Below are 26,038 nucleotides of genomic sequence, written 5' to 3'. Positions count from 1 at the left end.
ACAGGAAAACCGTTTCTTTTATAAAAGAGCGTGTGGCCTTCAGTCCAGAACTCCTGTCAGATTTCTTTGTGCCTCATCCGCCATATCCGTGCCCGGGGCAAGCTTTATCACTTCGAGAAACTCCATCTCGGCCATCTTCGTCTGGCCCATTTTGCTATAAATGCGCCCCATCATCAGGTGGCCCTCGGGCGATTTCGGATAATAGCTCAAAAACAGCTGCATAATACTGGAGGCCTCTTCATAGAGATCGAGATCGATATATATGTTGGACAGACGAAAGTAGGCCATGGCGAACTTCGGCGATACTTTGATTGCGGACTTGAAGTTCTTTATCGCCTGATCATAATCCCCCTTGGAAAGATATGCGTTCCCGATATAATAATACGCGATCTCCGGCTCGTGAAAGATGATGTTATCCAGGGCCTTTTCCATTTCGATAATGGCCTCGTCATACTTTTCCAGGGTCATGAATACGATGCCACGCCCGATGTACGAACTGGAAAAATCCTTGTCCAAATACAGCGACTTGTTAAAATAGTCCAGGGCCATCTCAAACCGTTCCAGCATGTAACAGGTCTCGCCCATCGCGTAATATAATTCGGGCGTTTTTTTATACTTTTCCGCCTCCAAAAAATCCTCCATCGCATAGGTATATTCCTGGGAGGACATACGAGACTGGCCCATACTGTAGTGCAGTAGATATTTGGCGTCATCAAGCTTCTGCGCCTCATCGGGATCGGGGACATCCACCATGCACGCGCCGAAACATACCAAAACGACTATCAATAAAAAAATACGTGTCTTTTTCATGTATCCTCAATCCATTGATTAGAGTGACGTGAGCAGATTGACAAACGGTTTCAATCGATCATCCACGGAGAAGCGCGGCTCACCGACGCCGTCCGTTCCGACATCCGCCGTCGTCTTTTCCTCTTCCCGGGATGCGGTCTCATCCGGTTGAGCGGATCCGAATGAGATTTCCTCCGTCTCTGTATCCTTTTCGTTATTGATGGATGCAACGACCTCTCCGATTTCATCGGTCAGATCAAGGGATGTCTTTTCCGCCTCCTCCACGGCCTCATCCTCTGTCTTTTGGGGCTCGGATTCCCCCTGGGCTTCCCGGACCACATCATCCAGCGATTCATATTGCTCCTGTTCCTGCCGCTGTTCCTCCACGATATCATCCAGGGACTCATAGCGCTCATTCACGTCATCATGTTCCGCACGATCATCCCGTTCGTCCAGGCCGCCATCCCCGTCTTCCCCCACTTCGTCCTCCTCTCCTTCTCCCATATACACCTCCTCATAGACCTCTTCGATCACCTCTTCATATTCATCTTCTTCATCGGGCGAATCGGTCGATTCGGGAACGGAGACGGACAGGTCTTCGACAAACGGGAAGCTGTTATCCAGAACATCCTGCTTTTCCGTGTCGGAGAGGTTCCTGAAATTGCTGTCGATAATGATAAATCCCATATTTTCAAGGAACTGAACGGCCTCCTTTTCAAGGCTTTCCTTCCGGGAGGGCTTAACCGGTCCCTTTTCGTTATGGAAAAAGAGACGCACATTTTCCGACATATTATAAAAGCACATATAGACGAATACCCGGTTTTTCCGAGACAGGGTGACAATGGACGCCTGTGTCTTTCCGGTGGGACCCGCAACTGCCACGAAGGGCTGATTAACGGAAATCTTTATGGTAAGGATTTCATCAACGGCGGCGTCAATACGTTCAATTGTGTCGGTAAGAACAAACATATCAGAAAATCCCATTCCGCTCGCCCGGCGGCGCCCGGCAACCGTGCGATGAATCGTTACATACACACAAAAATCACTCTTAATAAAGAAGTGTATCAAACCACCGCCTCCGTGTCAATCAGGTTGCTCGGTATCGCCGACGGCGCCGGACAAATTTGTTCATCCGTTCCTCACGTCATGTGGCTATATGACGCATGAAAATTCACTTGATTTCGCTCAATCGATTCCCTATACTGACCCTGGTCGAATCATTGTCGAAAGTCAGATACATGCCGATATTCAAGAGGGAATTCGTATTCAGTGGAGATACCGTCTATCTCTATGATTTTCCCGAACAAACGCGCATACTATATCCGAATCCGCCCCTTCGTCCCGTATCGGACAGCCGGGCGGCGGTCATCTCCGCACTGGACAATCCACTGGGAGCTCCTCCGCTGATCAGCCAGGTTGATTCCACAACACATGTGACGATCGCCTTCGATGATCCCTGTACGCCGGTCCCCCTGGTGCGGGATGACCCGAGACGGCTGATAATCGAATCGGTGGTGGAAAAGCTCTATGCAGCAGGCGTGAAGCGTGAGCATATCCGCCTGGTATGTGCGGGAGGACTGCACAGGAAGTGGACGCTGAAAGAGCTGAAATATATCCTGGGAAAGAAGATCGTCAAGGAGTTTTCGGACCGGATTGTCTGTCACGACGCCGAGGATCCGGCCCAGATCGTCTCCCTGGGGAGAACCTCGAAAAACGAGGTGGTGGAGATAAACCGCGCGGCCGTGGATACGGATCTCTGCATCTACGTCAACGTGAACTTTCTCTCCATGAACGGCGGATGGAAAACCCTGGCGGTGGGGCTGGGGACCTATCAGAGCATCAGGCACCATCACCGCCCCGACGTGCTGAACATCGGCTCACGTCTGGAACCGACACAGTCCGGCATGCACGAATCCATCGCCCGCATGGGGGAGGTGATCCAAAAACACGTGAACCTTTTTACCGTGGAATCGGTCTTGAACAACGACCTCTGGCCCCCGCTGCTGGCCCGCCACATGGCCCCTGCGGGCCTGGATAAGAACAGGAAACCAAAGGTCACCGCGCGCATGGCCCTTCCCGTCGCCTCGCACCTTCCGGCATTCGCCCGGCGAAGGGTCAGAGAGTCGATTCGAGCGAATTACCGGCTTATCGGCGTTCATGCAGGAGATGTGGACCGGGTCCACGTAAAAACCCTGGAGCTTATCTCACGACAGAACACCATCCCGGTACAGGGCCAATCGGACATCGTCATCTATGGCGTTCCGAATTTCTGTCCTTATTCCGCCCTCTCCACCATCAACCCGATTCTGGTGCTGACCATGGGGATGGGATACTATTTCAATTTTCACCGGATACGCCCCCTCGTCAAGCAGGGTGGGGTGGTCATCATGGCCAATCCCTTTGCCGAACAGTTTCACCCGGTACATCACCCCTCATACGAGGATTTTTACTACAAGCACCTCCCTGATCTTAGCGATCCGAATGATATCATCAATAACCTGGAGGAGTCCTTCGCCTCGAACCAGGGCTACAAGGACAGGTACCGGTTCCAACACGCCTATCACGGCGTTCACGCTCTGCTGGCCTGGTACTGGGCGGCCAAGGGGATGGAGCACACCGGAACGGTCATCGCCGCGGACGTGGACGATGCCGAGACGGCGAAAAGGATGGGCCTTGAGACGGCGGCGAACCTGGATACGGCCATCGAAAAGGCGAGGGAGATCATGGGGAAAGACGCATCGATCACCTATCACTTCCTGACGCCCCTGTCTGTGGCCGATGTGAATTTCGTCTGATACCAGAGGGGGGGCCAAAAATCCCTCCCATCACGCCGAGGGGTATCTGAAGGCACGGCAACAAATAAGACACGCGGCCGCCGATCGACCGCGTGTTTTGTCATCTGTTTTTCAATTATAGAGACAGCTCCTCGAATCGGAATCATTCGACCGGCGCTGGTGCGGCCTTCGGCACCAGGACGAAGGCCCGGGCGGGGGCGGCGTCCGCACCGTCCATCGCCAAAGGAGCCACCACCAGGACCCCGCCTCTCGGCGGCAGCGTATCGAGACCCCCCAGGTTCACCAGCGCACACCCCCCCGATTTCGCGAGCATCATCGCCGCCTCGTTTTCCACTCTTTCCGAAGGATCTATCCCCGGCGTATCGACGCCGATAATCGAGACATGCCGCTTCTCCACGAGGAACGTCACGGCATCCGGGGAAAGTCCCGGATATTCAAGCGGCGGCGATACTTCGGCCGATTCCGGCCCCGCCCCGGCGGGGTCTCCCCCCAGGGCCACCAGCACGGCCGCCCCTTCCGGGATTTCCCCCGCGAACGTCTCGTATCGCATGAGGGTCCCGGCATCCAGGGCGAACCCCCCGCCCCCCCCGGCCAGATCCGTGGCGTCGATGACCGATACCGGCACGACCAGCGAAGAGGTCGGGAAATCATCCAGTGTCGCCCCCCCTTCCACCCAGCGGCGGGGAGAGACAAGGGCGGTCGTCTCGGTCAGGCCCGGTTCATAGGCGAATACGATACGCCGATCGGGAATGCTCCCGGGTGTTTCACCATCGACGGTTGTCTCTTCGACGGTAAACGACGCACGCCCCGGACCCAGCGGCCGGGTCAGGTCCACCACGTCGCTGTTTTCGGTCTCGATGCCGCGGCAGACCAAGGCGATCGAGACAACCATACCCAGAGCAAGAAGCACTCCCACAGCCCGTTTCCATTTTTTCCCCATCACGATGTATCCCATCCTTTCTCCCCGGTATTGTGCGTATTTAAAAAAAATATGAATCCGCTCGACCTGCAGTCATCCCCGCTTGAGCACCAGATATTTCTCCTTGAACTGCTTGATGTCTCCCTTCTCCGCGAAACTGTAGTAATCGTTGTGGCCGATGATGATATGATCATACACGTCCATATCCATCATGCGGGCGGCGAAGACGAGATTCCGGGTGATCTCCCGATCCTGTGTCGAAGGCCGGGCGTTGCCGCTGGGATGGTTGTGTACAAAAATCAGAGACGATGCATTGTGCTTCAGGGCCTTTTCCATGATCTTCCTCGGATAGACGATGGACTGATTCAGCGTGCCCTCATGAAGCGTCTCCGTATCGATGATCTCGTTCTTCGCGTTGAGAAAGATGACCTTGAATATCTCATGCTTGAGGCCCCGCATGGACACTTCAAGATAGCGCAGCACGTCCTGGGCGGAATTGAGGAATTCCTTCTTTGTGATCCTGGAACGAAGATAAAAGGTGGGAGCCTCGAGAAAGAACTTGATCAAGAACGCCGAATTCCGTCCGACACCCTTCACCTCCATCAGCTCCTCATAGGGCGCCTCCAAGACCCCCTGAAATGTCTTGAACCGTCTCAACAGTTCCTTGGCGATGGGCTTGGTATCCTTGCGGGGAACAGCGAATGTCAGCAGCAATTCTATTATTTCATAATCATTAAGACTATCGACTCCTCCGCTCAGGAACTTTTCTCTGAGTCTCTGGCGATGGCCGATGTAATCTTCATTCGTCATGATATGATATGTACGTTATTTAAGCAAAATCACGATATGCTGTCAAACGATTTTACATCTTGTGGAAATCCCACCCCAAACAGAGCAAGGACGTCCGCCGTCGGATGCGATGCTTTCGACACCGGGCGGATCGATGCGCACACACGATCAACCGGGTTTTCTGGTCATGCGGGCGGCGAAGAAGCCGTCCGGCCCGCAGGTGTCGTTCGTATCGATTCGATCGGGGGTGGTGAGAAGATACGGCCCATCAAAAAATCGGTCTGTCTCACGGGGAAGATACTTCCCCGGAGAGTCAAGGAAAAATTCCGGGTGGCGGGAAAGAAACGCATCAACGATCTTTCTTCCCTCGTCGGGGTTGAAGGTACAGACGCTGTATACCAATGCGCCGTCGGGTGCGACAAACCCGGAGGCCTCCTCCAGGATTGCGGCCTGGATGTTTTGCATATCACCGATATCCCTCTCGGAGAGACGCCACTTGATCTCCGGATTCCGGCGCAATACACCCAGGGCGCTGCAGGGCGGATCCACCAGCACCCGATCAAAGAGCGTTCCCAAAGCGAGGGGGATCCTCCGGGCGTCGGCGCACGTCACCCGAATCGACTCCAGGGACAATCTGTGGACATTCCCCCTCAAAAGAGCGGATCGCCCCCGGGATTGCTCCACACAGATCACCCGCCCCCGGTCGTCCATCAGTTCCGCGGCATGGGTTGCCTTTCCCCCGGGTGCGGCGCACAGGTCCAAAAGCGTCATCCCACATGACAATCCCAGAAGATGCGTCACCATCTGGGATGCCTCATCCTGGATGGAAAAGAGCCCGTCCATGAACGATGAACTCTTGAGGATCGACCCCGCCCCGAGGGCGATGACGGCGTCCGGGGAGAGGCGACCGGAGAGCATCTCCCCCGCCGTTTCCTTATATCGCTCCATGAATTGATTTCGATCGAGCCTCAGGCGATTCACCCGCAGGGTCAGGGGGGGGCGTCGACGAAGACATTCGGCCGTAATCATCGCCCCCTCCGTACCGAACCACTCGATCAATCGCCCGGCCAGCCACGGAGGAAGGGAGTGGTATGTGGAGATGAATCCCGCAGGGTCCTGTTTCCGGTCCGGATAGGAGACACCACCCTTTTTCCTGAGATACGCCCTCAGCACTCCGTTGACGAAGCCGCCGGCGCTTCGCTTGCCGAACTCCCCCGCCAGCCGCACCGACTCGTTCACCGCGGCGTAGGGGGGAATTCTATCGAGAAACTCAAGCTGATACATCCCCACCCGGAGGATGTTGAGAACGTCCGTGTCAAGGTTGGGAAGCGGCCTGTTCGAGAATTTCCCGATAATGTAATCCAGTCTCCCCAGGTTCCTGAGCACGCCGTATGAAAGCTCCGTGGCGAGAGAGCGATCGTCCCGGGACATATCGGGGTATCTCTCCAGCATGAGATCCAGTGTGATATCGGAGTGGGCGCCTCGGTACAGAACCGCGCCCGCAACCGTCACGGCGATGCTTCGTGGGTGTGACATGACTTTCGGGTAATTGGATAAAGAAGAGCGACAGAAAATTTTCATACAACGGGCGCGAGAACCCGTGTAAAAAAAAGCCGTTGAATCCGCCCGTATTCCGACAGGACTCAACCGTCCGACTGACGGTCCGTTATGTGCCGAACACCGCCCCCTCCGGGATATCCCGACCGCAGAGATACTCCCTCACGTTCATCCGGCGTTTACCGGGACACTGCAGCTCACAGATGAGGACCGTGCCGCGCCCCGTGGCGACGACGATGCCGTCGGGACCCGAAGAAACCACCGTTCCCGGGGCGGCGTCGGTATTTCCTTCCGCATCTCTGAGACAAAAAACCTTCAGCACCTCGCCGTTGTAGGTCGTGTATGCCCCCGGCCAGGGGGTGACGCCTCGAACCAGGCTCTCAATCCGGGGTGCAGGGCTCGACCAGTCGATCCCGCCGTCCGTCTTCTTCAACATCGGGGCATAGCTCGCGTCGGCGTCGTTCTGGGGAACGGGAGTAATATCGCCCCGTTTTAATCCCAGAATCGTCTCCACAAGAAGCGTTGCCCCCACCCGGCTCAAAACATCCGAAAGCTCGCCGGCGGTCTGTTCCGTATCGATGGGCACCTCCCTGAACAGAAGGATATCGCCGGTGTCCATCCCCTCATCCATCAGCATGGTGGTCACGCCGGTGCGGGTTTTTCCGTCAATGATGGCCCGGTTGATGGGACCCGCGCCCCGGTATTCGGGCAGGAGGGAGGCATGCACGTTGATAGAGCCGCCTTTCGGGATGGAGAGGATATCTCCGGGGAGGATACGACCGAAGGCGACCACACAGATGAAATCAGGAGATTCACCTTTCAAGGTCTCCATAAATTCGGGGTCCCGTATATTTTCCGGCTGGGCGATCGGGATGCCGAGATCAAGGGAGGCGGTCTTGACCGGCGGGGGAAGCGCTTTTCGGCCCCTGCCCCGAGGCCTGTCCGGCTGGGTGACGACCAGCCTCACCACATCATTGCTTTCGGCAAGGGCCACAAGACTCGGCACTGCGAAATCGGGGGTGCCCATAAACACGATGGAGGAGACGCTATCCACGTCATTCCTCCGTCGATTCCCGCCGAGACTCCTTCAATTCTTTCTTCCTCTTTCGGCGATAGATATCCCGCTTGAGCCGACTGACCCGATCAATCAGGAGAATCCCGTCGAGATGGTCGATCTCGTGCTGGAAGACGACGGCGAGAATACCGTTGGCTTCAAAAAACACCTCCTCGCCGTTTTCATCGAGCCCTTTCACCGCTATCGCTTTGTTGCGCTTAATCTCACCGGTAAAATCAGGAAGCGACAGACATCCCTCCTCGGAGGAAATCTCACCCTCTCTCTTGACGATCTCCGGATTGACGAGCTTGATCGGGTTTCGTTCTTTTTCATCCCGGTTTATGTCCACAACGATAATTCGCTTGCCGACATCCACCTGGGGTGCCGCAAGGCCCACACCGGGCGCCTCGTACATCACCGTCAGCATCCGATCCATCAGGTCCCGGATTTCATCGGTGACCTCATCCACCGGCTCCGCCTCTTTGGACAGCACCGGATCAGGGTATGTGACTACTTTCAGCATTTTTCCTTTTCCTCACAACCTTTTATTATAGCATGTCGAGAGGATCGATATCAACCGTAATCTGGACGCCACCCCGCCGTCTTGTTGGGCGTTCTCCGAGGATATCCGCCACCATCCCAAAGACGGCCCGGGAGCTCTCCCCCTTGAGAAGCAGTTGATAGCGGATTCTTCCCCTGATACGCTCGATGGGGGCGGGCACCGGGCCGAGGACGGCTACGGGAAGTCTCAGCTCACTCGCCCGCGTATTGAGCCTATCGGCAAGAGAACGGGCTGTTTTTTTCACCTCACCCTCCTGTACGCCTGTGATGCGAAGCATCACCAGACGGGAAAACGGCGGATACCCCAGCTCCCTGCGGGACTGAAGCTCGCCGTGTGCGAATCCTTCATAGTCATGTCCCATCGCGGCGGCCAGGGCCGGATGTTCCGGATTGTACGTCTGGATGACCACCCGGGCGGGCGCATCCCCCCGTCCGGCCCGACCGGCCGCCTGGGTGAGAAGTGAAAACGACCGCTCCGCCGACCGAAAGTCGGGAAGGTTGAGACCGGTGTCGGCATTTATGACTCCCACGAGGGTCACCCGGGGGAAATCATGCCCCTTGGCCACCATCTGAGTCCCCAGCAGGATATCGCCGTCGCCCTTTGAGAAGGCGGAAAGCGTCTTTTCCATCTCGCCCTTGCGCGACACAGAGTCCCGATCAAGGCGAAGTATCCGTGCATCCGGAAGGAGTTCCGACACTTCTTCGGCCACCCTTTCTGTGCCCGCACCCATCAGGAGGAGCTTGTTTTCCCGACATTCGGGACACTCGTCCGGCGCCCGTATGGAAAAATCGCAGTAATGGCACAGCAACCTCCGCCTTTTTTTATGATAGGTCAGGGTAATGCTGCAGGACGGACACCGGAAGCGATGACCGCAGGTCGGGCAGAGGATGAAGGTGGAAAACCCCCTGCGGTTGAGAAGCAATATCGCCTGGGCGGACGATTCCATCGCATCCGTGAGAAGCTCCATCAGCCGCACGGAGAGGCCCGGTGTCACCAGGGGGGATGTGCGCATATCGACAATCTCCACCGCCGGCAGCACCCCCTCTCCGGTCACCCGGTCGGGAAGCACAATCCGCCGGTAGCGTTTCGTATCCGCGTTGTGCCAGCTTTCCAGCGAGGGCGTTGCGGAGCCGAGAATCACCGGGACACTCCGCAGTTTTCCCAGCATCACGGCAGAGTCCCGGGCGTGGTAGCGGGGCGTCTCATTCTGCTTGTATGATGAGTCGTGCTCCTCGTCTACAACGATGAGCCCGATATCGGAAAGCGGGGCGAAGAGGGCCGAGCGCGCCCCGACGACCACCCGGGCCTCACCCCTCCTGATTCTCTCCCATTGGTCGAGTCGCTCGCCCCGGGAGAGACCGCTGTGGAGCATCGCCGTTCGGCCGGGGAATCGATCCTCGATGCGAACGGCAAGCTGGGGGGTCAATGAAATCTCCGGCACCAGAATCAAGGCGCCCAGCCCCTTTGCCAGGGCCCGCTCCATCGCCCGGATATACACCTCGGTTTTTCCGCTGCCGGTCACGCCGAAAAGCAGATTGACGGAGAAGAGACCGGCGTCGATGTCTTCACCGATCGCCTCCAGCGCCCGCTCCTGGTCCGGGCTCAGCTCGACCACCCTGCCCGGCTCCAGCGACGCCCGGGGAACACTTCGGGGGTGAAACCGATGTTCTACCTCGATCAAACCCCGTTCGCACAGGAGCCGTACCTGTCCCGAGACGTCTCCAAACCGCTCATTGAGCTCCGGAATCCTTACTTCCCCCGCATCCCGGATCGCCAGATACACCTCCCTGGCCTTCGGCGCACGGGAGAGTTTCTCCTCCCACACGGAATCGGCCACCTTCGGTATGCACACGGCCGTCCGAACCGATCCCGGGGAGACGGCCGCATCATCCAGCTCATCTTTGATCTCAAGCACGTTTTTTCGGACGAGGGTATCCACGAGGTGCCTGACGGAACGATCCGGATACTCCCGAATGAGGCTCGAAAGCAGGACGCCGCCCTTCTTTTTGCACCGGTCGACGATGATTCGCTCGAAATCCGTTACATCCTTTTTATCCGCGATCGCCCTCACCCGGCGCTTCGATTCCACGTTTATCCCCGCCGGCAGGGCGATCCGTATCACATCCCCCAGGGGCGCACAATAATAATCCGAAATGAATCGGTAAAACGAAAGGGACGCTTCATTGAAGAGCGGCTCGTCGTCGAGGATATCCAGAACATCCTTCAGGGGGCCGGAAAAATCACCGCCGTCGCCCACCACATAGCCGGTCACGATGCGCGATCCCAAGGGGACGAGCACCCGCATGCCGACAGAGGGCGATCGGTAGAAATGGGGCGGGACGCAATAGCTCAGGACACCGGGCGCACCACCGGCGGGCGCCACGGAAACGGTCCGGTGTCGATCAGCATCGCCGCCGGGGGTGACGCTCATTGATACATCTCATATGTTCGGTTGAAACGATATCCGGTTGTTGTGGTCATACACAAACCGGGGCGGGGTATTACAGGTCGATGTACCTGCCCAGGAGCATATATTTGATCTCCTCGTCCAGAACATCCTTGGGGCCCTTTATCATGATGCTCTTGCCGTCCATGATAATGATGCCCCGGCGGCTGAAGTCGTTCAGCACCCGAGAGACCGTCTCCCGGCTGGCGCCGAGCATTGATGCGATCTCCTGCTGGGTGGGCCGCTTTTCGATGAGAATGCCTCCCTCGACCTTTTTCCCCTCCACGCTGGCAAGCTCCAGAAGATACGTCGCCACCCGCCCGTACACGTCCAGCAGCACCAGGCCGCCGATGCGGCGGTCCGCCCGGCGGATCCGCATGCTCATCTCCACCAGAATCGCCTTGGCGAGGCCCGGATTCTCGTCGATCTGCTTCAGAAAGTTCTGTCGCTGAATAATGAGAAGGGTCGATTCCTTCATGGCGATGACCGTCGCCGAGCGGGGTTCGCCGTCCAACAGCGACATCTCCCCGAAAAAATCGCCCTCTCTGAGGATGGAGAGGATAATCTCCTTCCCGTCCTCGGAAAGCAGCGTCACCTTCACCTGACCTGAGAGGATGATCATCAGGGAATCGCCGTCGTCGCCTTCACTGACGATAATGGTGTCCCTTTTGAACTTCTTACGGATGGCCTTTTCAGCCAGCCCGGAAAGCTCATCCTGACCCATATTTGCAAAAATGGGGATCTGTTTCAGGACGTTTATCTTTTCCATGCATGGTCCTCCATGAAACATTATAACCATTTTATCGAAAACATCAATTTTTTTTCAATATCAACGCCAAAGAGGGTTGCCTGTCATATCGGAACAATCTATAATAGACTGATTATGATACACATCAAGACGAAAAAACAGATTGAGACGATGAGAAGGGCGAACCGCATCGTCGCACAAACGCTTAGAATCCTCAAAGAGAGCATTACGCCGGGGATAACGACGGGTGAGCTGGATAAAATCGCGGAGAAGGAAATCCGCTCCAGCGGAGCGACCCCTACGTTTCTCGGATACCGAGGATATCCTGCGAGCGTGTGCATCTCCATCAACGAGGAGGTGGTCCACGGCATACCGGGACAGCGGGTCATCAAGGAAGGGGACGTGGTCAGCATGGACCTGGGAACGTTTTATGAGGGATTTTGCGGCGACTCGGCCCTGACGGTGGCGGTAGGCGAAATCCCAGAAAAGACCCAACAGCTCATATCCGTCACACAAGAGGCCCTGGAGCGCGGTATCAACGCCGCCCGGGTCGGCAACCGACTCTATGACATTTCAGCGGCAATCCAGCGGCATGTGGAAGACAACGGGTTTTCGGTAGTTCGCCAGTTCGTGGGCCACGGCATCGGTCAGCAGATGCACGAAGACCCCCAGATCCCGAACTACGGGAAGCCGGGCACCGGCGTGCGTCTGAAGGAGGGGATGGTATTCGCCATAGAGCCGATGGTAAACATAGGCGGATGGGAGGTGAAGGTGTTGGACGACGACTGGACCGTGGTGACCCTGGACGGCTCGCTCTCGGCCCATTTCGAGCACACCATCGCTGTCACGTCCGACGGGCCGGATATTTTAAGCTCCCGCGATTAAACCGATCGACCTCTACGGCGCCGGGAGATATATATTTTTCATCCCCCGCGGCAATTTGAATCATAACACACAAAAACCGCCGAAAGGCGATTTTTCATACACCCTCACCCGGCGCACCGAATTCCACGGGCGCCCCACTCGTCAGACAATATCCCCGAGCTGCTCCTTAAGTGCAATGTACTGGAGGATTTTCCCCATGCTCTCCAAATCCCGGATGACGAACGTATCCCCCTCGATTTTCAAAAACTTCTTGGCTATCAGGATCTCTATGACCGTCTCCGCCTTATGGACCTCAAGCCCCGCCCGACCGGCGATGTCCTCCACAGATGTCACAACGACGATGCCCTGGGGCGTCTTTTCCCCCAGCTTTTCCGCCACCTTGCAGACGATATCCACCACCTTGCTGGTGGCGTCCCGAAACAAGAGCGTCTCGATGCGCTCGTCGGTATAACGCAGCCGTTCGGCCATTTCCCTCATGATGGCCAGAGCAACGTCCGGGTCGGAGCGAATGACGGAGAGAAACGTATTTTCATCGAGCACCAGCACCTTCAGGTCGGTCGCGGCGATGGCCGTGGCCGATCGGTTGCTCTTTTCCAGGATGGCCATTTCTCCGAAAAAGTCCCCCCGACCCAGCTCCGCCAGGGTCGTCTCGATGGACCTGACCCGAATGACAATACGCACCTTCCCCTCGTGGATGATATACATTTCCCTGCCGGGATCGTCCTCTTCGAAAATAACCGTCCCCGCTGGTATCGAGCGGCCGTATTTTTCATAGAGCTTTGCGCTGTCTGAAATCATCACTGGCTCCCCGTAAAACAGTAGAAATGTTATATACTAAAACCACATTTTCAGTCAAGGCATATTGACATGTACTCCCAAATACAGTATACACGTAACACAACCACAGTGCGGACACCGTTATGAAAAAACTCATTGCACCTTCGATTTTATCCGCCGATTTCACCCGGCTGGGCGAGGAAATCCGCGCCATCGAAGAGGCCGGGGCGGACTGGATCCACTTTGACGTAATGGACGGGATTTTTGTCCCGAATATCACCGTTGGCGTTCCGGTGCTCAAATCGGTGAGAAACATTACGGACCTCCCCCTGGACGTCCACCTCATGGTCGACCGACCGGGACGATTTATCGAGGACTTTGCCGACGCCGGGGCGGATATCATTACACTCCATGTCGAGGCGTCTATTCACCTGGATCGGGAATTGAACCTCATCAAGTCCCTGGGGAAGCGGGCGGGTGTGTCTCTCAATCCCGCGTCACCGATAACACTATTGGAGGAGGCGGTCGAAATCGCCGATCTCATCCTAATCATGAGCGTCAACCCGGGATTCGGGGGACAAAAGCTCATCCCATACGCCCTCACAAAAGCGACACGGGTCCGGGAGCTCTTGAAATCCCACAACAGGGATGACGTCCTCATCGAGATCGACGGGGGTGTCACCACGAAGAATATCGGTGATGTATCCCGGGCCGGGGTGGACGTGTTTGTGGCCGGCTCCAGTGTCTTCGGCGCCGATGACTACGCAAAAGTCATCGGCGAGATGAAACGGGCGATATCGTGATTCCCCTGTTTTTTGGAAGAAAGGGAGAAGCATGAGTAATTTCATGCTTGCAGAGAGAAAATATTTCTGGTAGTATGCATATTTTGTCGGGATGTAGCGCAGTCTGGTTAGCGCGCATGCTTCGGGAGCATGAGGTCGGAGGTTCAAATCCTCTCATCCCGACCATTTGAACTCATTCAAGGCCCGAAAGGGCCTTTTTTTATTTTTTTCGCCACCCCCCATATATCGAATCTCTTCATCATCCCTCATCCAGAATAGACGCCTGGACCCCGGAATACCAACACAGCATCATTCGTCATCGTCAACCAGATACTCATCGTAGAGCAGACACCCGTTTCGGTCTCCCAGATCACAGGCGGTCTCAAACTCAAGGAGCGCCCTCTCCCGTTCCTCCATGGCGAGATAACAAAAGCCTCGGGCCGTATAAGCGTATGACAGATCCGGGGAAATCGTGAGAGCCGTGTTCAGGTCCTCAAGGGCCCGGTCATACCTCCCCAGGCCCAGATATGCCAACCCCCGGTTGGCATAGCTGACGGCCGCATCGTCCGTTTCGATGATGGAAATCGCTTCATCAAGGAGCTCGATGGCGTCTTCGTATCGGTGTATCTGCAGATACATGCTGGCCATGTTGTTGAGGGATTTGTAGTTGGTCGGATCGATATGTATGGAAACGGCGTAATATTCCGCCGCCTTGATGTAGTCCAACTCTTCGTCCTTCACATCCGCCTTCTCCCGATACTCCTCAGAAAGCATCTGCGTGTCCATCTTACCGCCCGCCAGATTCACCACGTACCCGATGAAGAAAAAAAGAAGCCCGGCCGCCGCCGCTGCGAGGAGGAGAGACCTAAATTGTACCGCCTTTCCGATTATATGCTGGAAAGCGTGTTTTACCGTAGCCAGCCGCCCCGTGAGCGTCCCGATGAGATCCCGTATCATGTGCGGTCCTTCACCTTCTCCCGATACGGCCTTCTGTGTTTCGTCAACCCTCGATTTTTTTTCTTTCCCCTGTGCTATCTCCGAAACCGACGTCGCCACGGAGGGATTGACGAATCCATAGGTCTCGTCATCCTCGATGACCGAAGCACCCGGCTCGGCCTGTTCGGCAACAACCCCCCTCTCCGCCTTCGTCGACACCCTGATCTCCGCCGAAACCGGCAGCCCGTCGAACAGGGGAAGTCGAGGCTCGTCCCGGCGGCCTTCGTCCGAGTGCCAGGGTAACTCATCCTCTGCGAACGAGAGACGTTTCAGAACACCGTCGTCGATGGCCGCATCGCCGCCGTTCGGGCCGGGGATAAAAATCTGCGCTCCACAGAAGGGGCATTCGGTCTCTTTCCCTTCAGGGGGCACAAGCCCCTTCCAGATATTTCCGTCAAAACCGCAGATGCTACAGTGTACCTTCATCCGAGATACGTCCCTCCTTCACCCCCCCCGGTTCGGGGAGACAGCCCGCCTTTTTTCATTGCCTCGATTTCATCGCCTTCATGATGTCGAACATTTCCCAGAGGTTCCCCTTGACTCCCCGTTTTCTAAACTCCGCCAGGGGGCCGCTGTCGTACCGCTCGGGTTTTTCTTCCGGCATGAGCTGGCGGCCCCCCATGATCATGTGACCCGGAAACAACCAGTCCGGGTGCCTGAGGGCGGTCTCGGCGATGAATCCGATCACATCGTCGGCCACGGCGGGATCGATATAAAAAAACGGGGTCAGGCCGTTCCAGTCGTCGGGAAGGACACGGGCTTTTCGAGCGATGTCGTACATCTTCGTGTTCGGATAAACCCGCACCCCCACCAGCGCCAGCACCGCAGTCGGCTCCATCTCCTCCAAGATATGCACCCCGTCTCTAAGTGAGTCCATCGTCTCGCCCGGGGCGCCGAAGATCATGCTCAGGCATGTGCGGATGCCCGCCTCTTTTGTTAACCGGACGGCCCTGCGTACATCGGCGGCGGTGAAGTTTTTCCCAAGCCGCTTAAGCACGTCGTCCGAGAGGCTGTCCACCCCATAATCGATGCCGGTGCAGCCGGCGGCCTTCATGGCGGACATCAACTCCCCCGTCACGAAGCCCGGATTCAGGTATGCCGAAAAGCTGAGGGGAAGGTCCAGGGCCTCGATGGCCCCGGCCACCGCAACGGCGTGATCCGGGGGATTGTTGAAGACGTTATCCACGATGAAAAAGGTATCGGTCCCCCACAGGTGGTAGGACTCGGCCATTTCCCGCGCCACGGCCTCGGGGTCCCGGGTGCGGACGACCTTTCCCTCCACCACCGGATAGGTGCAGTAGACACACCCCAACGGGCAGCCCCGCTTCGTCTGCACCCCCACCATACCGCCCCACTTCTGGTACATGCGGCTGTCCAGCATCTCCCGGGCGGGATTCGAAACGCTCTCGATATCGCCGATCGTCCGGGGGGGATTCTTGACGAGGGTCGTCCCGTCCTTTCGATGGATCAGACCGGGCACGCCGGCGATGTCCTCACCATCCGCATACGCGTCCAGAAAAGTGAGCATCGCCTCCTCCCCCTCGCCCATGATGCCGAGCTCCGCGCCGGTGTGATCCAAAAGCTCTTCGGCCAGGATCGTAAAACCGGAGCCGCCCAGCACCACCGGCCCGGAAAAGACCGACCTGGCGGCGTCGACCAATCCCTTATGATCATCCGCGTAGGTGATAACGATGGGATAGGCGACGTTATCGACATTGCGAATCGACACGCCGACCACGTCAGGGGAAAAATCGGAGACGGCCTGCTTCACGGCGGCCTCGGGATTGTCATGGACCAGGGCGTCCAGTATTTTCACCTGATGCCCGGCGTCCCTCACCGCCGCGGCCACGTACGCCGCTCCCAGGGGAAACACCGGATCGGGGACCAGCTCCCGGTTTGCCGATATGATGAGAACCTTCATGAAAAACCTCGATAGCGTGCCATAAACATCATTCTCCCGGTGTCACGATTCTTTCCAACCCGAGCACCTTCAAAAAACACCCGCCGTCACCCCGCATCCCTCATCCGTTTATCGTCCCGGTCGACGACGATGCAGGTCCCCTGTCTCGTCTTCTCCACACGGTAGCCCTGTTCGGCCATGTATTCCTCGAAGGGACGGTAATTGGTCTGAACCTCGTGCAGGGTATTAGTGACGGTTCGCTTGACAATTTCCCGGGTGACCTTGTAGTTGCTCCTGATAAAGGGATTGGGATCGAAAAACGAGCGATAGATGATCCTGGGCCTCAGGTGAAACCTCGACTGTATCCTCTCGACGGTCCTGAGCATCTTGTCATGGGGGACCGTCTTCGTCTCCACCACCGGAGTGAACATGTCCCATACGTCCCAGTTCTCCTCCTTGATCATCCCCCTATCCCGGTAGCGCTCGTAATAGGGCGTGCCGGGGACCGGGGTGAATATCTGCATGGCGAAAATATCCGCGTACTTTTTCACGTGATGATAGGTGTCAAGGAGCGTCTCGGGCGTGTCGTCCTCGTGACCCCACATGACGTTCGTCAGAAGCACCAGATCCTGCTCCTTGGCCGCCTTCATGGCCCGGGTAACCATCTCCACCTTTTGGCTCTTATTGTAGCTGTCGAGGATATCCTGACTGCCGCTTTCCACACCGAAGGAGATCTGATACAGCCCCAGTTTTTTCAGCTTCGGCAGCAAATCCAGGTCCCGAAGGAGCAGTTCCACCCGGGTCTGATACCAGAAGGTGATCCCGGGAAGATTTCTGGCCGACAATTCATCGATGAACTCCTCGATTCGGTTCCGCCGCCAGTTAAAAGCATTGTCGACGAAATAGAAATTCGTTCGACCGAAATCCCGGCACAACACTTCCATCTCGTCGACCATGTTCTTCGCGTTCCGGGCGCGCCAGGTGTGATTCCAGAACGCCGTCTCCGAACAGAAGCGGCAGGTGCCGTAGCATCCCCTGGCGGTGGACACAAAGATTGACTCATAGGGCTTCATCCCCAGGGTCGGGAAACGATAGGGCATGATTCTCGTCTCCGGATTCGGCACGTTCAGCATGGGCAGCAGGTGATACGCAGGGATCGGGAGCGTATTGATATCCTCGATCAACTCCCGCCGGGGTGTCTGGACGAAGCGATCCCCGTCCAGATATGCGAGACCGGGGATGTTTGAAAAATCGGTCTCCCGTCTCTCCAGGGCGGCCGCCAGCTCCGCGAATGTCATCTCTCCCTCGCCCCGGACAATAAAATCGATATCGCCGTTAACCCTAAGGCTCTCCTCGGAAAGCGCCGTCATGTGGGCGCCGCCGGCCACCACTATTACCTGTGGATCGACCATCTTTGCCAGCGTGGCGGTGTGAAAGGCGTTATTGACGGTATTGGTCGAATTGTTCGATATGCCCACGATGTCGGGCTTGCCCCGTCTCAGCTTTTCCTCCAGATCGTCCCATACCCTATCGAAGGTAGTGACGTCCAGCACCTCGACGTGGTGGCCCCGTCTTTCCATGTACGCCGCAAGCTGCACCACCGCCGGGGAGGGTATATGGCCCATAAAATATTTGAATACCTGTTGGGGAGGATCGATGATGAAAATTTTCATACGCGGTATGTCCCTGTTCGCATTACAAAAACACCGGCACGGGCCGGGGGTCTTTTTGTCGGTCACTACTTTATTATTTTTCCTATCATATATAACGACGCTCTGTTTTGCAAGCCCCAGACGCCTTTTTCATTTGACTTTTCACGCTCGATGTATAGTATGTGTGCATGAATCACACACAAGAAAAGAGAGAACCACACAGCGAATCTCCGACCATGAAGACCGTCAGGCACGTCCTGGGTCTTGTCGCCGGTTTCGGGTTTCACGGCGTGATCATGCCCTTTGCCATCTACCATGTCAATCTTTTCTGCGATCGATTGATGGGTTTTGATCCCTTTGGAGATTTCTCCTGGAGAAAGCCGGTGGCCATCGTATTTCTATCCGTCGGTCTCCTGTTTGTCTTCTGGGCGAACACCTACCTTGTGATCATCGGAAAGGGCGGTCCGTTCAACTATCATCGCGTCGTCAAGATCAGCCCCAAGACCGAACGGCTCGTCACCGGGGGGCCCTACCTTTTTACCCGAAATCCCATGGCCTTCGGCGCCTTCACGGCGTACCTGTCGATACCGATTTTTATCGGGTCCATCTCGGGGATTCTTCTCTTCTTCTTCTTTTTCTTCCTGGCGCTGCTCTATTTCAGGCATATCGAGGAGCCGCGTCTCTTGGATGAATTCGGAGACGAATACGCCCGATACCGACGTCGTGTCTCCCAGATTATCCCCCTGCCGCCGAAATCCGAAAAACAAGGGGACAAACCCTCGTGAGAACCGACCCGGAATAAAAAACATGATCGCCGTCGTGACCGGGGGAAACCCGGAAGACCGTCCGCCCGGGCGAAAATATGTTCAACATGACCCGAGGCGGACAGGCCCTGGACGATGCGGGACATCGTTCGGGATATCGTGAAGGATCACATCGAACCGGTTTCGGACGGCCGCAGCCCGGTGACCAACATATAATCCACCGGCGCATGACATCCACCCCCCCCTATCCGCCCTGAAAGACAGCCGGTATCCCCCGGCTGCCACCGCGAAGGCGTCGGCGATATTACCCGAAGCCCACGGAGAGAAAATCTGGGCCTTCGGCACGGTCTGCGGCGGTTGCGGCCACAAAACACGGGGGAGTGTGACGCCCGGGCGGGAACGCTCCCGGCCGACCCGCCTTTCACGAAATATCGCGGGACCCCGGCCCTTTTCGACACGCTCCCCTTCACGATACCGACCGGGAGCGGACGCTCCGGCGCCACTAATCAATCGAAGGGATCGCTCGGATCGACACCGGAACGCACCAACCCCGAAGGCCGATGCATCATCATCTCTCATTTACACCGGGAACACAGTAGACAGGGCGTCTTGTACACCCCGTCCGGTTTACATCGGAAAAGTATACCGCTCCCGTACGTAAAACGCGCCCGCGACGAAGGATGCGGACGTCCCGTTCGGTTCGGCGTGCGGCGCCTTATTTCGGGGCCATACGTATCGCGCCGTCCAGCCGGATGGTCTCTCCGTTCAGATACGGATTTTCAATAATATCCTTCACCATCCGGGCGAATTCCCCCACATCCCCCAGCCTCCGCGGGAAGGGGACCGATTCGTTCAATCTTGTCAAATGGTCCTCGGGGAGCAGACGCATCAGGGGCGTATCGAACAGCCCCGGCGCGATAGTCATCACCCGGATGCCGACTCCGGCCAGATCCCGGGCCATGGGAAGGGTCATCCCAGCGACACCCGCCTTCGATGCGCTGTACGCCGCCTGGCCGATCTGCCCGTCGAACGCCGCCACACTCGCCACATTGACGATCACCCCGCGCTCGCCGGCGTCTGTGGGGTCGTTTTTCGACATCTGGAATGCGGCCTTGCTGGCCACGTTGAAGGTGCCGATCAGGTTGAGGCGTATCAGCCATTCGAAGGAGGCCAGATCATGGGGGCCGTCTTTTGAGATCGTCCGCTTCGGGAGTCCCGTTCCCGCACAGTTGACGGCAACATGCACCCCCCCAAAGCGCTCAACAGCCAGGGAGACGGCCCCGGAGACGTCTTCCTCGCTGGTGACGTCCGTCGGGTGGAACAGGGCGTTGTCACCCAGCTCGTCCGCCAGCGCCGACCCGACCTCCTTGTTGATGTCCATGATCACCACCTTCGCCCCGTGCTCGATCCCCATACGCGCCGCCGACTCCCCCAGTCCCGAGGAGCCGCCGGTCACCAGCATCGTTCTGCCGGAAAGATTCATACCTCTCCATCCTTTCAATCAATCGTCACAGTATATCGAAAACACATCTCAAATGACTATTTTTATAAAAAATTCCCTCACACATCACGAATCGTCATTCATCGACGCCGCGCCGTCGACTCGTCACAGTTTATCCAAAATCACCCGCTCCCTGCTCCGATGCCGGGACGGTGCACGGCGACTCCCCGGATCATCCCCTCCGGATTCTCCTTCGTCGTCCTCTGTCTCATCATATTCCAAAAGCGCGTCTCCGAGCCGTTCAAGGAATTCCTCGGAAGACACCACAACCGCGCCCCGCCTCCGTGAGCCTCGAGCAACCTCGTTGTCCGACGACACAACCACCCGCTCCAATCCCTTGTTTTTTTCCGCAATGTCCACAATGGCGTCGTCCGCCCGCTCTCCGTGTCTCGTAAACACCACCCGCACCCCGCCGACGGTCTTTTCGCTCCGGGACTTTTTTCCCGCGTCCTGGGCGTCGAAGACGATGATGACGGTGTGTTTTCTGACCGCTTGATATCGTCTGAAATCCTCTATCAGCCGCCGCCTGGCAAGGGTAAGGTTTTTGCCCTTGACGGCGCCGTACTCCCCGGTGGACAGCATCAAATTGTATCCATCAATGATCACCAGCACCTACTGCCCCCCAGCCGCCCGACGGCGATCCCGCATTGCTTCAAGCTCTCCAAACACCCTCACCGTCTCCGCTTCCAGATCGTTCAAAGTCCCCCGGTTGTCTATCACGAAATCCGCACGGTCCCGCTTCTCATCCAGGCTCATCTGCTTGTCAATCCGATTTTCCGCCTCTTCCCGGGAAAATTCGTCCCGGGCCATAAGCCTGTCTATTTGCGTCTTCCGGTCCACATACACCACCACCACCGTATCGACCAGAGCTTCGCCGCCCGATTCATACAAAAGGGGAATGTCGAGAAACAGGATTTTATCGTTCGGGTTATTCCGATATTCCTCCATCCTCCGGGCAATCTCTCTGTAGACCGCCGGATGAACAATGGCGTTGAGATCTTTGAGGGCTGTATCGTCATAAAACACGATATATCTCAGCTTCTCCCTGTCAAGGACGCCGCCTTCATCCAGTACATCGGCGCCGAACCGACGAACGATTTCATCCAGCGCCGGCTCCCCCGGCATCACGACGTGCCGGGCAACGGCGTCAGAATCCACAATAACGCCCCCGAGTCTTTCGATGATCTTCCCGGCGCTGCTTTTTCCGCTGGCGATTCCGCCGGTGAGTCCCGTAATCAGCATGGTTACACCTATATATTCAAAACAATAGCGCTCAACATCCTCCCCGTCCCATCACCGTCCCGCCGATAGGAATAAAAGAGTTCCTCATCGCACGCGGTACAGCGGGAGACGACCTCCACTCGATCCCGATCGAGCCCGGCATCCACCAGCACCTCCCGGTTGATCCCCTGAAGATCGAGATGCCCGTGCCCGTCCGTCCCGCGCTCAATATACGAGTCCGCCCACGAAAAGACGGACCTCATCGCCCCAAGCACCTCCGGACCCACCCGGTAACAGCACGGGCCGATGGCGGGACCTACGGCCGCGGCGAGATCTCCGGGGACAAGATCGAAGGCGTCCGTCATGACCCGGACGGCCTTTTTCCCTATTTCCAGGGCCGTGCCGCGCCACCCTGCGTGCACCGCCGCCACCGCCCGCCCGGACACGTCCGCGATCAATATCGGCACACAGTCCGCCGTCAGAACCGTCAGGGCGACACCGTGAACATCCGTCATCACGGCGTCGTTCTCCACCCCACCCCTGACCGATGTTTCATCCGGCATAGTCCTGAGCACCTCTATCCCGTCCCCGTGAACCTGGTTGGTAACATAGATACGCTTCGGGGAAACGCCCAAAAAAAGACCTGCGTATTTATAGCTTTTCTCTCGAAGATAAGGATCGCCCTTTCGATAATCGAAATTCAGGGGCGTCTCATCATCGTTCTGCATCCTCGAAAAAAAGCCGTGGGTCACAGTGTCGATATCCGCAAGCACTTGAGAGACAATCGGCGTCATGTCGTATCCCCCCCGCTCCCGTCGGTCGGGTATGTCCGGGACTCCTCCTCTTCCATGCACAGGGCGTCGATGAGTCCCCTGATATCTTCGGGGAGGACGGACTCGAAACGAAGAAATTCCCCGCTGACCGGATGAGTGAATCCAAGCACCATCGCATGGAGGGCCTGGCGGGTCATTTTTTTCGCCGCCCGGCGAACGGGGCCGGCCGGGAGGTCCCCCAGCCGTTTCATCGAACCGTAGACGGCATCACCCACGACCGGATGCCCCCGCGACGCCAGGTGAACGCGTATTTGGTGGGTTCTGCCGGTTCTGAGGCGAAAGCGGGCGTGGGTCATATGGGCGAACCGACGAACGACCTCCACCTCCGTTACCGCATCTCTCCCGGCATCCGTGCGGGTGCTCATGCGGGTTCGATCGCTCCTGTGTCGCCCCACCGGGGAGTCTATGACCATCACATCGTGAGGGATCCTCCCCCAACACACCCCCTCATACAGCCTTTCCGTCGTGTGGGCCTTGAACTGCTCCATGAGGCGGGATAAGGCGCGATCGCTTTTAGCGACTACAAGGATACCGGAGGTGTCCCGATCGAGCCGGTGAACGATACCGGGACGGTCCGGGTCATCGGCCACAGCGAGGGTAATCCCCCGGAAAAGCAGCCCCGAGACGAGCGTCGCCCGTTTCGACCCCGCACCCGGATGCACCACGACACCTGCGGGCTTCTCGATGACCGCCAGGTGTTCATCCTCATATATCACATCAAAGGGGACGTCTTCGGGGACGATATGTTCAAGCCCGGTATCGGGGAGGACGATATCGACCGATTGCGTATCTTTTAACCGATATGACGGCCGGACGGTTTCGCCATCCACCAGTACATCGCCTGTCTCAATCGCTTTTTTAAGAAAAGATCTGGAAAGATCGGGAAGGCATGATGAAAGAAAACGGTCAAGACGCGTTCCTTCATCTTCGGGGGACACACGAAAATGACGTGTCACAATACGTGTGGGATGATGATTCCTTTCCTTCAAGGGAATTACAGGTTCGATTCCATACCTTTGGCCTGTTGTACCATAATATCGACAATGGCCAGGTCGTAAAAATTACTGGACTTGAGCACTTCGGGAGACACCCTGCTTTCATAAACGCGCCGCCCCTGATCCAATTCTTTTTTCAATACATCAAAGAGATTGTCGTTTTCAAGACCCTCCAGCACCTTTTCCTTGTTGTACAGAGTAATATCTGAAATGATGGTTCGAGCAAGCCTCTTGGCCGCCTCGGGATCGGTGATCAGGGACATCCTATTTCCTTATCTCTCGAGTGACAAAAAACGTATCCGACCGGCTGTGTACCAACAGCAGCGCCGAGTCATTCGCCGCCGCTCCGGCAAGGGCGGCAAGATACGTGGTACGATCGGTCACGGCCCTTCTATTAACCGACAGAATAAGATCGCCGGGGGAAATCATTGAGTCATCCCCGGTGACGTTCAGAACCAGGACCCCCTCCGATATGCCGACAGATAAAGATACATCCTCGGGCACATCCACCACAAAAAGGCCCAAAAGATCGGTACCGGCGTCCATGACATCGACGGATTCCGGCGCACGCATACCGTATCTTTCCGATACCGTCACGACAACGGTCAGAGGCTGCCCCCCCCGTATCATCTCCACGTTATATGAAAAGCCGGGTTGTGAGGTGAGAACGGCGGTATCATAATCCCCACCGTTTGTGATATCAGTTTGACCAAACTTCATGATCACATCGCCCGAGAGAATCCCCGCCCAATCACCGGGGCTTCGTTCCTCCACCGAGACCACCAGTACGCCGGAATCACCCTCTATCTGGAAGATTTTCGAGAGCTCCGGGGTCAGCGCCTGCACCGTCACGCCGACCCACCCGGTTGCAACGCGTCCCGTAGCCACGATCTCGGAAGCCTTTCCCATCGCATCGTCTATGGGTACGGCAAAGCCGATCCCCTCGGCCGGAGAGAGCAGTCCGGATACCATCCCCACCACTTCGCCGTCGAGGTTCACCAGCGGTCCTCCGGAGAGTCCCGGATTTACGGCGGCGTTGACCTGGATATATTCGCCGATGACCCGGGGGTTAATATCCCGTCGATTCATCGCGCCGACCACGCCCACCGTCAAACTTGTTCCCAGCCCGAAAGGATTGCCTATGATTCCGATCCAGTCCCCCAGGGAGATTTCGTCCGGGTCTCCGATGGCGGCGGGGATGAATGCGGCGTCGACAGGTTCCATATCGATAATCGAAAGCACCGCGATATCCATCAGATCATAGGTTCCGGCGATCCGCGCGTCATATTCAGCCCCGTCGGACATGAATACCGTGATTGTATCCGAACCCTCCACCAGGTGGGCCGTCGTCAGGATGTTTCCCGCCTCATCGATGATGATGCCGGCACCGAAAACGGGCATGGGTTGAGTCGGATCCGAATGGGGGGTATCGTAATAACCTTTGTGGATGTCGTCTTCGGGTACTGCGGGGGGCGCAACCAACGCCTCTATCATCACAACGGACGGCAAAAGCCCCACAACCTTATCGAAAGAGGCGGTCTCCACCTCCGGTCTGTGGGCCGGTGTGTCCTCCGTGATTTCGCCTCCCGGCACATCACCGGAAGGGCCCCCGATTGTGCTCGTTTCAGGTTCGTCTGAAAACGAGAGCATTTCCCAGTTGAAGTTTCCCATATCCGCATCTGCACACCCGAAGAACATCAGGGCGGCGGCACAGAAAACCATCATCAAACGCAGAACACTCTTTTGTTTTTCATGATAATTCATGATATATGATATCCCATATCCCGCTCAGCACATTATTACAGGAATACCCTTGAATGTCAACGAATAAGATGGGAGAGAGGAAAAGGAGGGTCAGTGAATGCTTCGATCCGCGGATTTCGATTCTACATCGTGCTGGGACAGAAGCTCCGACATGAATAGGGAAACCAGCGTTTCCTTGCAGGAGGCGCAGACCACCACCTTATGCTCCCAGAAAACATCCCGCTCGAGATCGACCGCTTTGGCCCGCTCGATCTGAGAGGAAGCCTTTGACATGTTTTCGTCCGCATGTATCTCGACGACACCGTCAAA

The 26,038-nt window shown here is 56.8% G+C and carries 25 protein-coding genes and 1 tRNA gene; 5 read left to right on the top strand and 21 right to left on the bottom strand.

The features are described 5' to 3' along the window. Positions 1-39 precede the first annotated feature (39 nt). Both JW885_00365 and JW885_00360 read right to left on the bottom strand, forming a co-directional pair. Positions 40-810 carry a tetratricopeptide repeat protein gene (locus JW885_00365; protein ID MBN1880597.1) on the bottom strand — a complete coding sequence of 257 codons (771 nt, stop codon included), beginning with the start codon at positions 808-810 and terminating at the stop codon, positions 40-42. Positions 811-828: 18 nt separating this feature from the next. After that, positions 829-1,758: a hypothetical protein gene (locus tag JW885_00360; GenBank protein MBN1880596.1), complete on the bottom strand. Its 930-nt coding sequence runs from the start codon at positions 1,756-1,758 to the stop codon at positions 829-831. Positions 1,759-2,027: 269 nt separating this feature from the next. On the opposite strand from JW885_00360, the gene JW885_00355 reads away from it, so the two are divergent. Continuing rightward, the gene (locus JW885_00355; GenBank protein MBN1880595.1) at positions 2,028-3,584 is read left to right on the top strand and encodes a DUF2088 domain-containing protein; all 1,557 of its coding nucleotides are present in this window, start codon (positions 2,028-2,030) and stop codon (positions 3,582-3,584) included. Between the two features lie 142 nt (positions 3,585-3,726). Here JW885_00355 and JW885_00350 read toward each other — a convergent pair whose 3' ends face one another. From JW885_00350 to JW885_00320, 7 genes are all read right to left on the bottom strand, one after another. Next, positions 3,727-4,539, bottom strand: a complete 813-nt coding sequence (locus JW885_00350) for a cyclase family protein (GenBank protein MBN1880594.1) — start codon at positions 4,537-4,539, stop codon at positions 3,727-3,729. A 57-nt stretch (positions 4,540-4,596) separates the two neighbouring features. Then, on the bottom strand, positions 4,597-5,313 hold the full coding sequence (gene radC / locus JW885_00345) for a DNA repair protein RadC (GenBank protein ID MBN1880593.1): 717 nt from the start codon (positions 5,311-5,313) through the stop codon (positions 4,597-4,599). 147 nt (positions 5,314-5,460) lie between these two features. Beyond that, the gene (gene rsmB / locus JW885_00340; GenBank protein ID MBN1880592.1) at positions 5,461-6,828 is read right to left on the bottom strand and encodes a 16S rRNA (cytosine(967)-C(5))-methyltransferase RsmB; all 1,368 of its coding nucleotides are present in this window, start codon (positions 6,826-6,828) and stop codon (positions 5,461-5,463) included. A 130-nt stretch (positions 6,829-6,958) separates the two neighbouring features. Beyond that, positions 6,959-7,876, bottom strand: coding sequence for a methionyl-tRNA formyltransferase (locus JW885_00335; protein ID MBN1880591.1), 918 nt, complete (start codon positions 7,874-7,876; stop codon positions 6,959-6,961). A 28-nt stretch (positions 7,877-7,904) separates the two neighbouring features. Further along, positions 7,905-8,426 carry a peptide deformylase gene (gene def / locus JW885_00330; protein MBN1880590.1) on the bottom strand — a complete coding sequence of 174 codons (522 nt, stop codon included), beginning with the start codon at positions 8,424-8,426 and terminating at the stop codon, positions 7,905-7,907. A gap of 25 nt (positions 8,427-8,451) precedes the next feature. Further along, positions 8,452-10,896, bottom strand: a complete 2,445-nt coding sequence (priA, locus tag JW885_00325) for a primosomal protein N' (GenBank protein ID MBN1880589.1) — start codon at positions 10,894-10,896, stop codon at positions 8,452-8,454. 70 nt (positions 10,897-10,966) lie between these two features. Next, entirely contained in the window at positions 10,967-11,680 is a 714-nt protein-coding gene (locus JW885_00320; GenBank protein ID MBN1880588.1) for a Crp/Fnr family transcriptional regulator, read from the bottom strand. Between the two features lie 114 nt (positions 11,681-11,794). Here JW885_00320 and map point away from each other — a divergent pair, with 114 nt between their 5' ends. Further along, a complete protein-coding gene (gene map, locus JW885_00315; GenBank protein MBN1880587.1) occupies positions 11,795-12,544 on the top strand; it encodes a type I methionyl aminopeptidase in 750 nt (249 codons plus the stop codon). Positions 12,545-12,685: 141 nt separating this feature from the next. Here the strand turns inward: map and JW885_00310 are convergent, their stop codons facing one another. Next, complete coding sequence (locus JW885_00310) at positions 12,686-13,342, bottom strand: Crp/Fnr family transcriptional regulator (GenBank protein ID MBN1880586.1); 657 nt, start codon at positions 13,340-13,342, stop codon at positions 12,686-12,688. A 122-nt stretch (positions 13,343-13,464) separates the two neighbouring features. On the opposite strand from JW885_00310, the gene JW885_00305 reads away from it, so the two are divergent. Beyond that, positions 13,465-14,124 carry a ribulose-phosphate 3-epimerase gene (locus JW885_00305; GenBank protein ID MBN1880585.1) on the top strand — a complete coding sequence of 220 codons (660 nt, stop codon included), beginning with the start codon at positions 13,465-13,467 and terminating at the stop codon, positions 14,122-14,124. A gap of 87 nt (positions 14,125-14,211) precedes the next feature. Continuing rightward, positions 14,212-14,289: transfer RNA gene (locus JW885_00300), tRNA-Pro, on the top strand. A 123-nt stretch (positions 14,290-14,412) separates the two neighbouring features. Here JW885_00300 and JW885_00295 read toward each other — a convergent pair. From JW885_00295 to JW885_00285, 3 genes are all read right to left on the bottom strand, one after another. Continuing rightward, positions 14,413-15,525, bottom strand: coding sequence for a tetratricopeptide repeat protein (locus JW885_00295; GenBank protein MBN1880584.1), 1,113 nt, complete (start codon positions 15,523-15,525; stop codon positions 14,413-14,415). 55 nt (positions 15,526-15,580) lie between these two features. Further along, on the bottom strand, positions 15,581-17,020 hold the full coding sequence (locus tag JW885_00290; GenBank protein ID MBN1880583.1) for a radical SAM protein: 1,440 nt from the start codon (positions 17,018-17,020) through the stop codon (positions 15,581-15,583). 86 nt (positions 17,021-17,106) lie between these two features. After that, a complete protein-coding gene (locus JW885_00285; protein ID MBN1880582.1) occupies positions 17,107-18,672 on the bottom strand; it encodes a cobalamin-dependent protein in 1,566 nt (521 codons plus the stop codon). 167 nt (positions 18,673-18,839) lie between these two features. On the opposite strand from JW885_00285, the gene JW885_00280 reads away from it, so the two are divergent. Then, the gene (locus tag JW885_00280) at positions 18,840-19,436 is read left to right on the top strand and encodes an isoprenylcysteine carboxylmethyltransferase family protein (protein MBN1880581.1); all 597 of its coding nucleotides are present in this window, start codon (positions 18,840-18,842) and stop codon (positions 19,434-19,436) included. 694 nt (positions 19,437-20,130) lie between these two features. Here the strand turns inward: JW885_00280 and JW885_00275 are convergent. The 8 genes from JW885_00275 to JW885_00240 all read right to left on the bottom strand — a co-directional run bounded on the left by JW885_00275 (position 20,131) and on the right by JW885_00240 (position 26,002). Next, positions 20,131-20,898, bottom strand: a complete 768-nt coding sequence (locus JW885_00275; protein ID MBN1880580.1) for an SDR family NAD(P)-dependent oxidoreductase — start codon at positions 20,896-20,898, stop codon at positions 20,131-20,133. A gap of 123 nt (positions 20,899-21,021) precedes the next feature. Continuing rightward, positions 21,022-21,528, bottom strand: coding sequence for an NYN domain-containing protein (locus tag JW885_00270; GenBank protein MBN1880579.1), 507 nt, complete (start codon positions 21,526-21,528; stop codon positions 21,022-21,024). After that, positions 21,529-22,158 (bottom strand): dephospho-CoA kinase, encoded by a 630-nt coding sequence (locus tag JW885_00265; protein MBN1880578.1) that lies wholly within the window; start codon positions 22,156-22,158, stop codon positions 21,529-21,531. A gap of 8 nt (positions 22,159-22,166) precedes the next feature. Beyond that, positions 22,167-22,931 carry a peptidoglycan editing factor PgeF gene (pgeF, locus tag JW885_00260; protein MBN1880577.1) on the bottom strand — a complete coding sequence of 255 codons (765 nt, stop codon included), beginning with the start codon at positions 22,929-22,931 and terminating at the stop codon, positions 22,167-22,169. Continuing rightward, complete coding sequence (locus JW885_00255; GenBank protein ID MBN1880576.1) at positions 22,928-23,908, bottom strand: RluA family pseudouridine synthase; 981 nt, start codon at positions 23,906-23,908, stop codon at positions 22,928-22,930. The genes pgeF and JW885_00255 overlap by 4 nt, the downstream gene beginning before the upstream one ends. A 56-nt stretch (positions 23,909-23,964) precedes the next feature. Continuing rightward, a complete protein-coding gene (locus JW885_00250; GenBank protein ID MBN1880575.1) occupies positions 23,965-24,228 on the bottom strand; it encodes a hypothetical protein in 264 nt (87 codons plus the stop codon). A 1-nt stretch (position 24,229) separates the two neighbouring features. Beyond that, entirely contained in the window at positions 24,230-25,690 is a 1,461-nt protein-coding gene (locus JW885_00245; protein MBN1880574.1) for a trypsin-like peptidase domain-containing protein, read from the bottom strand. A 129-nt stretch (positions 25,691-25,819) separates the two neighbouring features. Further along, complete coding sequence (locus JW885_00240; GenBank protein ID MBN1880573.1) at positions 25,820-26,002, bottom strand: hypothetical protein; 183 nt, start codon at positions 26,000-26,002, stop codon at positions 25,820-25,822. Between the last annotated feature and the right edge of the window lie 36 nt (positions 26,003-26,038).

This window comes from Candidatus Zymogenaceae bacterium, assembly GCA_016931225.1.
Lineage (GTDB): Bacteria > Desulfobacterota > Zymogenia > Zymogenales > Zymogenaceae > JAFGFE01.
Note: the sequence above shows the minus strand (reverse complement) of the source record. Positions and strands in the feature narration are given on the sequence as shown.

Coding starts and splice junctions, on each gene's coding strand:
- JW885_00295 (MBN1880584.1), bottom strand. CDS start 15,525: ATGAAGGTACACTGTAGCATCTGCGGTTTTGACGGAAATATCTGGAAG.
- JW885_00350 (MBN1880594.1), bottom strand. CDS start 4,539: ATGGGATACATCGTGATGGGGAAAAAATGGAAACGGGCTGTGGGAGTG.
- JW885_00320 (MBN1880588.1), bottom strand. CDS start 11,680: ATGGAAAAGATAAACGTCCTGAAACAGATCCCCATTTTTGCAAATATG.
- JW885_00240 (MBN1880573.1), bottom strand. CDS start 26,002: ATGTCAAAGGCTTCCTCTCAGATCGAGCGGGCCAAAGCGGTCGATCTC.
- JW885_00265 (MBN1880578.1), bottom strand. CDS start 22,158: ATGCTGATTACGGGACTCACCGGCGGAATCGCCAGCGGAAAAAGCAGC.
- JW885_00335 (MBN1880591.1), bottom strand. CDS start 7,876: ATGGGCACCCCCGATTTCGCAGTGCCGAGTCTTGTGGCCCTTGCCGAA.
- JW885_00365 (MBN1880597.1), bottom strand. CDS start 810: ATGAAAAAGACACGTATTTTTTTATTGATAGTCGTTTTGGTATGTTTC.
- JW885_00310 (MBN1880586.1), bottom strand. CDS start 13,342: ATGATTTCAGACAGCGCAAAGCTCTATGAAAAATACGGCCGCTCGATA.
- pgeF (MBN1880577.1), bottom strand. CDS start 22,931: ATGACGCCGATTGTCTCTCAAGTGCTTGCGGATATCGACACTGTGACC.
- radC (MBN1880593.1), bottom strand. CDS start 5,313: ATGACGAATGAAGATTACATCGGCCATCGCCAGAGACTCAGAGAAAAG.
- JW885_00280 (MBN1880581.1), top strand. CDS start 18,840: ATGAATCACACACAAGAAAAGAGAGAACCACACAGCGAATCTCCGACC.
- JW885_00355 (MBN1880595.1), top strand. CDS start 2,028: ATGCCGATATTCAAGAGGGAATTCGTATTCAGTGGAGATACCGTCTAT.
- JW885_00285 (MBN1880582.1), bottom strand. CDS start 18,672: ATGAAAATTTTCATCATCGATCCTCCCCAACAGGTATTCAAATATTTT.
- JW885_00250 (MBN1880575.1), bottom strand. CDS start 24,228: ATGTCCCTGATCACCGATCCCGAGGCGGCCAAGAGGCTTGCTCGAACC.
- rsmB (MBN1880592.1), bottom strand. CDS start 6,828: ATGTCACACCCACGAAGCATCGCCGTGACGGTTGCGGGCGCGGTTCTG.
- def (MBN1880590.1), bottom strand. CDS start 8,426: ATGCTGAAAGTAGTCACATACCCTGATCCGGTGCTGTCCAAAGAGGCG.
- map (MBN1880587.1), top strand. CDS start 11,795: ATGATACACATCAAGACGAAAAAACAGATTGAGACGATGAGAAGGGCG.
- JW885_00290 (MBN1880583.1), bottom strand. CDS start 17,020: ATGAAGGTTCTCATCATATCGGCAAACCGGGAGCTGGTCCCCGATCCG.
- JW885_00245 (MBN1880574.1), bottom strand. CDS start 25,690: ATGATGGTTTTCTGTGCCGCCGCCCTGATGTTCTTCGGGTGTGCAGAT.
- priA (MBN1880589.1), bottom strand. CDS start 10,896: ATGAGCGTCACCCCCGGCGGCGATGCTGATCGACACCGGACCGTTTCC.
- JW885_00275 (MBN1880580.1), bottom strand. CDS start 20,898: ATGAATCTTTCCGGCAGAACGATGCTGGTGACCGGCGGCTCCTCGGGA.
- JW885_00360 (MBN1880596.1), bottom strand. CDS start 1,758: ATGTTTGTTCTTACCGACACAATTGAACGTATTGACGCCGCCGTTGAT.
- JW885_00305 (MBN1880585.1), top strand. CDS start 13,465: ATGAAAAAACTCATTGCACCTTCGATTTTATCCGCCGATTTCACCCGG.